Source organism: Thauera sp. 63, from assembly GCF_000310165.2.
GTDB classification, from domain to species: domain Bacteria; phylum Pseudomonadota; class Gammaproteobacteria; order Burkholderiales; family Rhodocyclaceae; genus Thauera; species Thauera humireducens.
Genome location: NZ_AMXC01000055.1, coordinates 1 through 11,128, shown reverse-complemented (window position 1 = coordinate 11,128; position 11,128 = coordinate 1). Strand labels below are relative to the sequence as shown.

The window sequence follows — 11,128 nt, the reverse complement described above, 5'->3', positions numbered from 1 at the left end:
CGTGGCGGCGAACTGCAGCCGCGACAGGTCGACGAGTTGCTCACTGACCATGGGTTTCTCCAGATGTCGTGTGTTGTTTTTTGCTGGCCGGGGCGAGCACCTGCGCGGCCATCGCGCCGGCGTCGACCGCCACCTTCGCGTCACGGATGAACGCCCACCACAGCGCGGTGATCAGCACGAGCTTGATCACGATGGCGAGGGTCAGATGACGCAACAGGCCGCGTTCCATAAGGGGCATGGGGCTGATTCACGGGTGGTGGAGGCGAGGTAGTTTCGTCCGCACGAAGCACCGCGGCCAGTTGTTTGATACGGATCAAATTCGGGACAGATCGCGCGGCTGTTCGTGTGAATGGCCTTGCCTAAACGGGCGATACGCGGAGAATCTCGTCCCTCGTGAGGCCGCTCGAGCCTCGCCGTGGTATGGAGCAGCGCAGGATGGTGGAATTCAGCGGATCCGACGGGTTTGGGATGGACGGGGATCTTTCGGACCTGGTCGTGAACACGCCCAGGCATTTCCCGCGCGGTTTTTCCATCTATCAGGCGGGAGAGAAGGGTGGCGCGTGGCGGGTGGTCGCCGGGACGGTCCGTCTAGACCGTGGGCTGGATGGAGACGGTCACGACGCCCTTGCCAGCCTTGCCGTCGTCGGGGACATCATCGGCGCCGAAACGCTGTTGCTCGAACGCTATACCTTCACGGCGCGCGCACTTTCCGATTGCACGCTCATTCCGTGGAACGAGTACGGCGAGCGTCCCGGACACGAGGGTTTGTTGAAGGCGCTCGCGCGCGCAGAGCAGCGCTTCGCCGACATTCTGGCGCTGCGTACCGGACGCGCCACCGAGCGCGTCGCCCGCCTGTTCTCGATCATGAGTTCTGGCGTCGTCGGCCGGCGTGCCCGGGCCGGCCAGGTCCTGCCCCGTCTCCGGGATATTGCGGAGATCACGGGCCTGACGATCGAAACCGTTTCACGCACGATCAAGCAGCTTCGGGGCGAGGGCTTGCCCGGACTTTCGGGCGGGCTGTCTGCGATGGAGAAGGAAGACGACGCGTCAGGCCGGTGACTGCGGCTTCCGGCAAGCGCTCGCGGGCGCCGTGACGCTCAGCCGAACGCCAGTGCGCCGGCGAGAATCAGGCCGTGGAGGTTGGTCGCGAGGATGGTGCGCCTGATCGCGGGCACGAGTTCCGCCGGCTCCGAGGCGTATTCCAGCAAGTCGCGTCCGGCGGAGAAGGACAGGACCAGCGTCATCGCCGCAGCGGCGGTCTTCTGCGGCAGGGTTTCGTTGCCGACCATCGCCACGAGCCAGCCGTAGGCGAGGATCGCGATCAGCAGGTAGCCCCATTTCGCCACCTGGGGGCCGAGCAGCACGACCAGGGTGCGCTTGCCGGCTGCCGCGTCGCCGGCATGGTCGGGAAACTGGTTGATGAACAGCAGGTTGGCTACCAGCAACGCGTAAGACAGGCCGGCGACGAAGGGCAGTGCATCGAAGGCGCCGCGCTGCACGTAATCCGTGCCGACCACCACCAGCAGCCAGCAGGCGGCGATCACCAGCTCGCCCAGACCGCGGCTGACGAGCTTGAGCGGTGGCGCCGAGTACGCCCAGCCCAGCACCAGGCCCGCCAGCCCGATCAGCACCAGGCCCGGTCCGGCCTGCCAGCTCAACCATAGCCCCGCGGGCACCACCGCCGCCAGCAGGCCGTAGCCGAGCAGGGCGGTCTGGCGCAGGCCTAGTACGCCGTTCTGGATGAAGCGGCTGCCACCGGTGAACGGAAACAGACGCTCGGTGTTGGCGTCGTCGGCTCCGCTCACGGCGTCGTGATAGTCGTTGATGACGTTGCCGGCCGCATGCGCGACGAGTGCGAACAGCACCGTCACCACGGCGGTGGCCGGGTCCGGCGCAAGACCGCCGCGCCAGGCCGAGGCGAGCCCGATCAGGCAGGCGACCAGCGTCACCGACAGGAAGGCCGGGCGGGTGGCGGCGAAGTAGCGGCCCAGCGGGCTGCCGAACGTGTCGGGTTGCGGCTCGGCCGGTTTCTGGGCGGGCATGGAGACGGATCCGGGGCCGGGGCGCTTACAGCAGCACGATGTCGTACTGTTCCTGCGTGTAGCTGGCCTCGGCGTGCAGCGAGATCTTCTTGTCGATGAAATCCGACAGCATCGCGAGCGACTGGCTCTCCTCGTCGAGGAAGAGGTCGATCACGTCCGGCGCGGCGAGCACGCGGAACTCGCGGGCGTTGAACTGGCGCGCCTCGCGCAGCAGCTCGCGCAGCACCTCGTAGGCCACGGTGCGCGCAGTTTTCACCTCGCCGCGACCACCACAGGTGGGACAGGGCTCGCACAGCAGGTGCGCCAGCGATTCACGCGTGCGCTTCCTCGTCATCTCGACCAGGCCCAGCGCGGTGAAGCCGTTGATGCTCATCTTGGTGTGGTCGCGCGACAAGGCCTTGCGGAACTCGTCCAGCACCATCTCGCGGTGCTCGGCGTTCTCCATGTCGATGAAGTCGATGATGATGATGCCGCCCAGGTTGCGCAGCCGCAGCTGGCGGGCGATGGTCTGGGTGGCTTCGAGGTTGGTCTTGAAGATGGTGTCGTCGAAGTTGCGCGCACCGACGAAGCCGCCGGTATTCACGTCGACGGTGGTCATCGCCTCGGTCTGGTCGATGATGAGGTAGCCGCCGGACTTGAGGTCCACGCGCCGTGCCAGCGCCTTCTGGATCTCCTCCTCGACGTTGTAGAGCTCGAACAGCGGCCGCTCGCCGCTGTAGTGCTCGAGCAGCGGCAGCACCTTGGGGGTGTATTCCTGCGCGAACGCGGTGAGCTTCTGGTAGTTCTCCCGCGAGTCGACCCGGATGCGCGCGGTCTCCTCGTTGGCGATGTCGCGCAGCGCGCGCTGGCCGAGGCTGAGGTCTTCGTGCAGCAACTGGGGCGGCAGCAGCCCGGTGCTGCTGTTCTGGACCTCGCGCCATAGCTTGCGCAGATACCCGATGTCGGCCGCGAGCTCCTCGTCCGACGCGGACTCCGCCATCGTGCGCACGATGAAGCCGCCGGCTTCGTCCTCGGGCACCAGCGCCGTCAGGCGGCCGCGCAGGGCCTCGCGCTCGGCCTCGTCCTCGATACGCTGCGAGATGCCGATGTGCTTTTCCTGCGGCAGATAAACCAGCAGCCGGCCGGCCAGACTGATCTGTGTCGACAGGCGCGCGCCCTTGGTGCCGATCGGATCCTTCAGCACCTGCACCATCAGGCTCTGGCCCTCGGCCAGGATTCGCTCGATCGGCCGGGCCGGCTCGCCGTTCTGGCGGTCGCTCCAGATGTCGGCCACGTGCAGGAAGGCGGTGCGCTCGAGGCCGATGTCGATGAAGGCCGACTGCATGCCGGGCAGCACGCGCACCACCTTGCCCAGATACACGTTGCCGACGATGCCGCGGCTGGCGGTGCGTTCGACATGGAGCTCCTGCACCACGCCTTGCTCGATGATCGCGACCCGCGTCTCCTGCGGGGTGAAGTTGATGAGGAATTCGGTGCTCATGAAAGCCTGCGTCAATGGGAAATGCGCAAGGGCGACCCGTCTCGCGATGCGGGCCGCCCTTGCGCATGGCTCATCGCGCGCAGGCTAGAAAGAATAGCCGAAGCCTTCGAGCAGTTGCGCGGTTTCGAACAGCGGCAGGCCCATGATTCCCGAGTAGCTGCCGTGGATCTCCTCGATGAAGATCGCCGCCTTGCCCTGGATGCCGTAGGCGCCTGCCTTGTCCATGGGTTCGCCGCTGGCGACATACAGGCGGATCTCGCTGTCGGACAGTTCGCGGAACTTCACCGTGCTCACCGCCAGTCTGCTGCGGGTGCGCTGCCCGTCGCTGACGGCCAGTGCGGTCAGCACGCGGTGGCTGCGACCCGACAGCCTGCGCAGGATGGCCTGGGCATCGGCGGCATCGACCGGCTTGCCGATGATCTCGCCGTCGAGTTCGAGCGTGGTGTCCGCCGCCAGCACCGGGCGGCGCAGCATCTTGCGCCAATGGATGCGGCGCACGCCGGCGTCGGCCTTGGTCAGTGCCAAGCGTTCGACGTAGTGCTCGACGGCTTCGCCGGGGATCGGCGTCTCGTCGACGTCCGGGTCTTCGCCGCGCTCGCCGCCGCGGAAGGTCAGGACATCGAACTGCACGCCGATCTGGCGCAGCAACTCACGCCGGCGTGGGCTCTTAGAGGCAAGGTAGATGCGCAGGCTCATCGGTGCGTTGGCAGCAAGGAATATTTATTCGCGATGATAGGGGTGATTGCGCAGCACCGTCCACGCGCGATACAGCGCCTCGGCCAGCAGCGGGCGCACCAGGGCGTGCGGCAGGGTCAGGCTGGAGAGGCGGACCGCCTCGTGCGCCGTGGCCTTGAAGCCGGGCGACAGACCGTCGGGGCCGCCGACGATCAGCGCGACGTCCTGGCCTTCGCCCTGCCAGGACTCGAGCCGGCGCGAAAGCGCCACGGTGGAGAGGTCGGCGCCGCGCTCGTCGAGGATGACGCGGCGGCAGCGCGGCGGCAGGGCCGCCTCGATACGCGCGGCCTCGGCCGCCATCATCGCGTCCACCGTCTTGCCGCTGGTGCGCGGCTCGGCCTTCACCTCGACCAGTTGCAGCGGCAGCTCGCGCGGCATGCGGCGCGCGAACTCGTCGAAGCCGGCCTCGACCCAGGCGGGCATGCGATGGCCGACGGCGACGACGAACAGCTTCAAGTCACTCGCCCGCGGCGGCGTGGGCCGGCTTGCGCGAGGCAGGTGTGGTGTTCCACAGCTCTTCCAGCCGGTAGTAGCTGCGCACCGCCGGCTGCATGATGTGGACGACGATGCTGCCGAGGTCGACCAGCACCCACTCGCCGGTTTCCTCGCCTTCGATGCTGATCACGTCGGCGCCGGCCTCGCGCACCTTGTCATGCACGTTGCGCGCGAGGGCGCGGGTCTGGCGGTTCGACTCGGCGCTGGCGACGATGATGCGGTCGAACAGCGGGGTGTGGCGCGAGGTGTCGATGACTTCGATGTCGCGCGCCTTGATGTCTTCGAGGGCGGAAACGACGATCTGCTGCAGGGCGGGGGTATCCATCAAGAGGGGGCAGGTCCGGTTGGTTGGGTGAGGGAGGACAAAAAACAGGGAATACGGTGAAAAACAAAAGGGCTCGTAACCGCCTCAGCGGTAAAGCCCATGCGTTTCAATATAGTCGAGAACGGAATCGGGCAGCAAATAGCGTGCGCTGTGCCCGTGACCGATCAGGTCGCGGATCAGCGACGCCGAAATCGCCAGCGGGGTCATGTCGAAGGGCAGGACGCGGCCGGCCGGGGTGTGGCGCAACTCGGTGGGGTCCGCTGCGTGGCGGTCCTGGCAGGCGGCGGCGAGCGCCGGCGACAGCGTGGCCGGCCAGCGGCGGGCGTGCGGCGAATAGCCGGGGCGGTTGGCGACGGCGATGTGCGCCAGGCCGAAGATCTCCTGCCATCGGTGCCAGGCCGGCAGGCCTTCGAAGGCGTCGGCACCGAGGATCAGCACCAGCGGACGCTGCGGACCGAGTTCGGCGCGCAGGCGTTCGAGCGTGAGCACGGTATAGCTCTTGCGTTCGCTGCGGACCTCGCCATCATCGATCTCGAAGCCGGGATTACCGGCCGCGGCGAGCCGCGCCATCGCCAGCCGGTCGTCGGCGGTGCTGCCGGGCTCGCCGCGGTGGGGTGGCTGGCCGGCGGGGATCAGGCGGACGCGCGCCAGCCGAAGTGCTTCGCGCGCCTCTTCGGCCAGCCGCAGGTGGCCGAGGTGGATCGGGTCGAAGGTGCCGCCGACCAGGCCCAGCGGGCCGCTGCCGTCCGGCTGCTCAGTCGGGCGTGGCATCGTTGTCGGGCGGGGTCAGCACGCGCGCGGCTTTGCCCTCGGGCAGGCCGAACACGTCGCGGGCATTGGCGAAGAAGCTGGCGAACAGCACGGGGATCAGGATCAGCGGCACCGGGAAGGAAGCCAGTGTGGCGAGTGTCGGCGACACCAGGCCGAGGACGCCGATGACGAGGCCGGGGACGAAAGCGCCGAACAGCAGCAGCCCCACGGCGTAGGCCAGGAAGGGCCGCCAGTTGCGCAGGCAGGCGTAGAAGCTGAAGAACATCGCCTTGGGGGCCGGTATCTTCCACCACGCGGCCAGCATCGGCGCGAACCAGTAGGCCATCATCAGCGGGGTCGACAGCAGCAGCGCCACCAGCAGCGAGAAGCCGAGGTTGGAGTCGGCCGCGGCCTGTTCGTCGATCTCGCCGCTGCGCATTGCCTGCGCCAGCGTGCCGTCGTCGACCAGTCCGACCAGGAACAGCACGACAAGGGTGCCGATGAGGTAGATGCCGCCGATGGTGACGAGCGCCTGCAGGTTGGTCCGAAAGCCCGAGAGCAGCACGTCGGGGCCGACCTTGCGGCCTGCGTCGATGGCGCGGCAGGCGTTGAGCACGCCGACCGACAGCGCCGGCATGATCAGCGAAGAGGCGAGCTGACCGATGAGCGGCACGATGCTGATCACGACCAGCGTGAGCAGGTAGCCGAAGGCAGCGAAGGTGAGCAGCGCCGGGTTGCGGCGCCACAGCTGCAGGCCTTCGCGCAGCCAGGCCCAGCCGCGTTGGGAGGGGAGTTGGTTTGCTTGCATGAGTGGGTCTTCAGGTCTGGGGCGGCACGTCGCCGGGGGGCGGTGCGGGGGGGGCGTCGGCTACGAGGGCGTCCGGCGACGGCAGGGCGGGCAGTGCCGGCGCGAAGGTCTCGCGCCAGGCCGCATACAGCGCGCCGGCGATCACCGGAATCAGCGCCAGCATGCCGAGCCCGGCAGGGATCATGGCCACCCACACCAGCACGTAGAGCAGGGTGGCGAGCACGAGGAAGGCGAGCAGGTTGTGCATGCAGGCACGCGCCGACAGCTTCATGGCGTCGAGCGGGGCGACGTCGTGCAGCATGACCAGCGCAGGGGCGAACCACAGCGCCATCATCAGCAGCGCCCACAGCACGGTGAACACGAGCACGCCGAGCATCATGCCGCCGGCCGCCACGCCCGCGCCGGGCACCGCGCCGACGACCATGCCGGTGAGCACTGCGCTGCCGCCGATGGCCGCGGCGATCAGCGCCGCCAGCAGCGCGCCGAGCAGGTGGAAGACGCCGACCAGCAGCAGGTTGCCGGCATGGCGGCGGATGCCCTCGAACAGGTGGTCCACGCGCAGCGCCTGGCCGCGGTCGAGCGCCTGCGCGCCGGCGAGCATGCCGCCGACCAGCACCGGCAGGGCGATGGGCGCCGCGGCCCAGCCGAGGAAGGGCAGGACACCGAGCGCGGCAAGGATCACGAACAGGATCAGCGCCTGGACGGCCCATACGCCGGGCGCCTTCAAGAACAGGCGCCAGCCGTCGGCGAGCCACTGCAGGGCGTGGCCGGGGACGACGTCGCCTGGGGCGGGCGGGGGCGGGTGACGCCGGTGCGTGTTCATAGCGGCAGGGGCGGCACGCAGGCGGCGCGCAGGCGCAGGATGTCGCGGTATTCGTTGGGATCCTTCACCAGCACCATCTCGCCCGCGCGCGGCTGGTGGAAGTCGGCGGCGCGCGACAGCCAGAAGCGCAGCGCGGCGGCGCGCAGCATGGCGGGCCAGGCGGCGCGCTCGGCGTCGGTGAAGGGGCGTTCGGCGTGATAGGCCTCGAGCAGGGCGGCGGTGCGTTGCGGATCGAGCGCCGCGTCGGGCTGGGCGCACCAGTCGTTGACGGTGACGGCGACGTCGAACAGCAGGGCGTCGTAGCCGGCGAAGTAGAAGTCGATGACGCCGCCGATGCGCGGCGTGCCATCGTCGTCGTCCCACAGCACGTTGTCGCGGAACAGGTCGGCGTGGATGGCGCCGGCGGGTAGCGATTCGATGTCCACGCTGGCCTGGAAGGCGAGTTCGGCGTCGAGCAGGGCCTGTTCGACGGCGGGCAGGAACGGCCGCACGACGGCGGCCGTGGCGCTGCGCCAGCCCGCGCCGCGCGGGTTCTCCTGGCGGCGGCCGTAGGACTGGCCGGCCAGGTGCAGGCCGGCGAGCATGGCGCCGACCTTTTCGCAGTGCGCGACGCCCGGGTTCATCTCGGAGGCGCCCGACAGGCGCACGACCAGTGCGGCGGGGCGCTCCTGCAGCGTGCCGAGGTATTCGTTGTGGCGGTTGGCGATCGGGCCGGGCACGGGCAGGCCGTGGCGTGCGAGGTGCGCCATCAGGTGCAGGTAGTAGGGCAGCTCGGCGCGCGACATGTCTTCGAACAGCGTCAGCACGTAGCGGCCGAGCGTGGTGGTGACGAAGAAGTTGCTGTTCTGGACGCCGGCGGAGATGCCCTTGAGTTCCACCAGCCGGCCGATGGCGTAGTCCTTCAGCCAGTCGGCGAGGATGGGTTCGGGAACGGGGGTGAAGACGGACATGCAGGCTCCGGGGGCGTGCGGTTAAAGCGGGACAGGGGGCTAGCTAGCGGCTCTGTAAAGCGTGACTGCGGAGCTCACCGCCTGCCAGGCTGCGAGCTTCGCGTCGAAGTGGAGTGACGCGTATGTTGGGCTCGTTGATGGCAGGCGGGTCAAAAACAGCTCGAGCGTGCCGATGCGGTTCTGGACGTAACGGCGGAACACCTTTTCAGCGGTGGCACCGTTGAAAAAGACGTGGCGAATGTGCGGACAGTCGCGGAATAGGCCAGCGAAATCGTTGGCCTCAATGCTGTTGGGGGCGATCGCGTTGTCTTTGCTACCGTCGCGCTCGCAGGCGGCGATGACGTCCCACAGCGCGATACCGGCTGAATTCAGGCGTTGCAGGCGCTCGGCGTACGGCAGGGCCGGGCCGGCGCCGAACAGCACGCCCATGATCGGCCAGAACGCGTTGCGCGGTTGGGCATAGTATTCCTGGGCCGCCAGCGAGGCGGCGCCCGGCATGCTGCCGAGCACGAGCACCCGCGCATCGGCGCGGGCGACCGGTGCGAAGCTGCGCAGGCGGGCCGGCACCGGAGTGCTCACCAGGACTTGATCACCCACATCGGCACGGCGAGGTCGGCCGCGCCATCGTGGCGCACCATCTGGCCGGTGCCTTCCTTGTCGATCAGGTAGTAGGGCACGCCATGCGGCGGCGTGACCTTGACCATGTAGAGCTTGCCGCGGATGCGGTACTCGGTGACGGTGTCCTCGCCGCGCTGGACGATGGTGACCTCGGGCTCGTCGGTCTCGGCGCCGGCCGGCATCGGCGGCGGCTCGGGGATGGGCTCGAGGGCAGGGGGCTGCTGGGCGAAAGCCGGGACGGCGGCGGCCAGCAGGAGGGCGATCAGGGTGCGGCGCATGGTGTTCTCCTGGAGATGCCGTAATTCTAGCGGTTTAAGCCGTGCAAGGCTGTGCCGGCGCCTCGCTGCCGGCCAGAGGGGCAGCAAGGGGGACGGCGCTCACAGGTTCAGCATCATCTCGTGTTCGGCCGGCAGGGGCTGGAAACCGCGGCGTTCGTAGTGCTTGAAGATGGCCTCGACGACCTCCTCGGGCTTGTCGATGACCTGCACCAGGTCGAGGTCCTCGGCGCTGATCATGCCTTCGGCGACCAGGCGGTCGCGCAGCCAGTCGAGCAGGCCCTGCCAGAACGGGCGATGCACCAGGATGATCGGGATGCGGCGACTCTTCTTCGTCTGCACCAGCGTCATCGCCTCGAGCAGCTCGTCGAGCGTGCCGAAGCCGCCGGGCATCACGACATAGGCCGCGGCGAACTTCACGAACATGAACTTGCGCGCGAAGAAGTGCTGGAAGGTCTGCGAGATGTCCTGGTAGGGATTGGCGCTCTGCTCCAGCGGCAGCTGGATGTTGAGGCCCACCGACGGACTCTTGCCGAAATAGGCACCCTTGTTGGCCGCTTCCATGATGCCCGGTCCGCCGCCCGAGATGACGGCGAAGCCCGAATCGGACAGCAGGCGGGCGATCTGTTCGGTGAGGATGTAGTACTGGTGGTCGGGCGGCGTGCGTGCGCTGCCGAAGATCGACACGGCGGGGCGGATCGAGGCGAGGCGTTCGGTCGCCTCGACGAACTCTGCCATAATTCCGAAGATTCGCCAGGACTCGCGCGCGTTGTAGCGCGGTGCGGTGCTGTCGGGCACGCTGCGGGGAAGTTTTTCTTTCGCGGTCATGTTGTTCTCTTGATTGTGCGTCGGGCGCCCATGTCGGTTTGAGTGCGGCCTTGCCCACGCGGTTTCCCCGCAAGGATTTTTCACGATGCCGACCCTGCTGCTCGTCGATGGCTCCAGCTATCTCTATCGCGCTTTCCATGCGCTGCCCGACCTGCGCAATTCGCAGGGCGAGCCGACGGGGGCGATCCGGGGAGTGCTTTCGATGCTACGTCGGCTGGAAAGCGACTACAAGGCGGAATTCCGCGCTTGCGTGTTCGACGCCAAGGGCAAGACCTTCCGCGACGACTGGTATCCCGAGTACAAGTCGCACCGTCCGCCGATGCCCGACGACCTGCGCGCGCAGATCGCGCCGCTGCACGAGGCGGTGCAGGCCGAGGGTTGGCCGCTGCTGTCGGTGGAAGGCGTGGAGGCCGACGACGTCATCGGCACGCTGACCCGCCAGGCGCTCGAGCGCGGCTGGGAAGTCGTGATCTCGACCGGCGACAAGGACCTTACCCAGCTCGTGCGTCCCGGGGTGCGCTGGGTCAACACCATGAGCGAGGAGGTGCTGGACGCGGCCGGCGTGGAAGCGAAGTTCGGCGTGCCGCCGGAGCGCATCGTCGACTACCTGGCCTTGGTCGGCGACACGGTGGACAACGTGCCCGGCGTGGAAAAGTGCGGTCCCAAGACCGCGGTGAAGTGGCTCACCGAGTACGGCACCCTCGACAATCTGGTCGCCAATGCCGACAAGGTCGGCGGCAAGGTCGGCGAGAACCTGCGCAAGCACCTGGATTTCCTGCCGCTGGGCAAGAAGCTGGTGACGGTGGCGACCGACGTTGAACTGCCGGTCGCGCTGGACGAACTGCCGGCACGCGAGGACGACAAGGCGGCGCTGCGTGCGCTGTACGAGCGCTTCGAGTTTCGCGGCTGGCTGAAGGATCTGGATGGCGGCGCGGCGAGCGTCGCGGCGTCGAAGGCGGCGACCGACAGCCGCCGCTTCGCCGCCGAGCCGGCCGAGCT

Annotated in this window: 15 protein-coding genes; 2 read left to right on the top strand and 13 right to left on the bottom strand. The window is 68.3% G+C overall.

What is annotated here, in order from left to right:
* Positions 1-40: 40 nt before the first annotated feature.
* A complete protein-coding gene (cydP, locus tag C664_RS19595) occupies positions 41-229 on the bottom strand; it encodes a cytochrome oxidase putative small subunit CydP (RefSeq protein WP_004293121.1) in 189 nt (62 codons plus the stop codon).
* 206 nt (positions 230-435) lie between these two features.
* On the opposite strand from cydP, the gene C664_RS19590 reads away from it, so the two are divergent.
* The gene (locus C664_RS19590; RefSeq protein WP_198291563.1) at positions 436-1,059 is read left to right on the top strand and encodes a Crp/Fnr family transcriptional regulator; all 624 of its coding nucleotides are present in this window, start codon (positions 436-438) and stop codon (positions 1,057-1,059) included.
* A gap of 38 nt (positions 1,060-1,097) precedes the next feature.
* On the opposite strand, the gene C664_RS19585 is transcribed toward C664_RS19590, so the two are convergent.
* The 12 genes from C664_RS19585 to C664_RS19530 form a co-directional block, all read right to left on the bottom strand.
* The gene (locus C664_RS19585; protein ID WP_004293117.1) at positions 1,098-2,042 is read right to left on the bottom strand and encodes a prenyltransferase; all 945 of its coding nucleotides are present in this window, start codon (positions 2,040-2,042) and stop codon (positions 1,098-1,100) included.
* A 25-nt stretch (positions 2,043-2,067) separates the two neighbouring features.
* Positions 2,068-3,522 carry a ribonuclease G gene (gene rng, locus C664_RS19580; protein ID WP_004293116.1) on the bottom strand — a complete coding sequence of 485 codons (1,455 nt, stop codon included), beginning with the start codon at positions 3,520-3,522 and terminating at the stop codon, positions 2,068-2,070.
* Between the two features lie 84 nt (positions 3,523-3,606).
* On the bottom strand, positions 3,607-4,218 hold the full coding sequence (locus tag C664_RS19575; RefSeq protein WP_038012577.1) for a Maf family protein: 612 nt from the start codon (positions 4,216-4,218) through the stop codon (positions 3,607-3,609).
* A gap of 24 nt (positions 4,219-4,242) precedes the next feature.
* A complete protein-coding gene (gene rlmH / locus C664_RS19570) occupies positions 4,243-4,713 on the bottom strand; it encodes a 23S rRNA (pseudouridine(1915)-N(3))-methyltransferase RlmH (protein WP_004293112.1) in 471 nt (156 codons plus the stop codon).
* Position 4,714: 1 nt separating this feature from the next.
* Positions 4,715-5,077 (bottom strand): ribosome silencing factor, encoded by a 363-nt coding sequence (rsfS, locus tag C664_RS19565; protein ID WP_004293110.1) that lies wholly within the window; start codon positions 5,075-5,077, stop codon positions 4,715-4,717.
* Positions 5,078-5,161: 84 nt separating this feature from the next.
* A complete protein-coding gene (nadD, locus tag C664_RS19560; protein WP_004293109.1) occupies positions 5,162-5,848 on the bottom strand; it encodes a nicotinate-nucleotide adenylyltransferase in 687 nt (228 codons plus the stop codon).
* Positions 5,832-6,635 (bottom strand): BPSS1780 family membrane protein, encoded by an 804-nt coding sequence (locus tag C664_RS19555; protein ID WP_004293106.1) that lies wholly within the window; start codon positions 6,633-6,635, stop codon positions 5,832-5,834. Before C664_RS19555 ends, nadD begins: the two co-directional genes overlap by 17 nt.
* A gap of 10 nt (positions 6,636-6,645) precedes the next feature.
* Positions 6,646-7,458, bottom strand: coding sequence for a BPSS1780 family membrane protein (locus C664_RS19550; protein ID WP_004293104.1), 813 nt, complete (start codon positions 7,456-7,458; stop codon positions 6,646-6,648).
* Positions 7,455-8,408 carry a homoserine kinase gene (locus tag C664_RS19545; protein WP_004293103.1) on the bottom strand — a complete coding sequence of 318 codons (954 nt, stop codon included), beginning with the start codon at positions 8,406-8,408 and terminating at the stop codon, positions 7,455-7,457. Before C664_RS19545 ends, C664_RS19550 begins: the two co-directional genes overlap by 4 nt.
* A 39-nt stretch (positions 8,409-8,447) precedes the next feature.
* Positions 8,448-8,987 carry a DNA-deoxyinosine glycosylase gene (locus tag C664_RS19540; protein WP_038012576.1) on the bottom strand — a complete coding sequence of 180 codons (540 nt, stop codon included), beginning with the start codon at positions 8,985-8,987 and terminating at the stop codon, positions 8,448-8,450.
* Positions 8,984-9,304, bottom strand: a complete 321-nt coding sequence (locus tag C664_RS19535; protein ID WP_004293099.1) for a DUF2782 domain-containing protein — start codon at positions 9,302-9,304, stop codon at positions 8,984-8,986. The genes C664_RS19540 and C664_RS19535 overlap by 4 nt, the downstream gene beginning before the upstream one ends.
* Positions 9,305-9,403: 99 nt before the next feature.
* A complete protein-coding gene (locus C664_RS19530) occupies positions 9,404-10,129 on the bottom strand; it encodes a TIGR00730 family Rossman fold protein (RefSeq protein ID WP_004293097.1) in 726 nt (241 codons plus the stop codon).
* 85 nt (positions 10,130-10,214) lie between these two features.
* On the opposite strand from C664_RS19530, the gene C664_RS19525 reads away from it, so the two are divergent.
* On the top strand, positions 10,215-11,128 hold a 914-nt coding region (locus C664_RS19525; protein WP_004293095.1), incomplete at its 3' end, for a 5'-3' exonuclease.

Coding starts and splice junctions, on each gene's coding strand:
- cydP (WP_004293121.1), bottom strand. CDS start 229: ATGGAACGCGGCCTGTTGCGTCATCTGACCCTCGCCATCGTGATCAAG.
- C664_RS19590 (WP_198291563.1), top strand. CDS start 436: ATGGTGGAATTCAGCGGATCCGACGGGTTTGGGATGGACGGGGATCTT.
- C664_RS19585 (WP_004293117.1), bottom strand. CDS start 2,042: ATGCCCGCCCAGAAACCGGCCGAGCCGCAACCCGACACGTTCGGCAGC.
- rng (WP_004293116.1), bottom strand. CDS start 3,522: ATGAGCACCGAATTCCTCATCAACTTCACCCCGCAGGAGACGCGGGTC.
- C664_RS19575 (WP_038012577.1), bottom strand. CDS start 4,218: ATGAGCCTGCGCATCTACCTTGCCTCTAAGAGCCCACGCCGGCGTGAG.
- rsfS (WP_004293110.1), bottom strand. CDS start 5,077: ATGGATACCCCCGCCCTGCAGCAGATCGTCGTTTCCGCCCTCGAAGAC.
- nadD (WP_004293109.1), bottom strand. CDS start 5,848: ATGCCACGCCCGACTGAGCAGCCGGACGGCAGCGGCCCGCTGGGCCTG.
- C664_RS19555 (WP_004293106.1), bottom strand. CDS start 6,635: ATGCAAGCAAACCAACTCCCCTCCCAACGCGGCTGGGCCTGGCTGCGC.
- C664_RS19550 (WP_004293104.1), bottom strand. CDS start 7,458: ATGAACACGCACCGGCGTCACCCGCCCCCGCCCGCCCCAGGCGACGTC.
- C664_RS19545 (WP_004293103.1), bottom strand. CDS start 8,408: ATGTCCGTCTTCACCCCCGTTCCCGAACCCATCCTCGCCGACTGGCTG.
- C664_RS19535 (WP_004293099.1), bottom strand. CDS start 9,304: ATGCGCCGCACCCTGATCGCCCTCCTGCTGGCCGCCGCCGTCCCGGCT.
- C664_RS19530 (WP_004293097.1), bottom strand. CDS start 10,129: ATGACCGCGAAAGAAAAACTTCCCCGCAGCGTGCCCGACAGCACCGCA.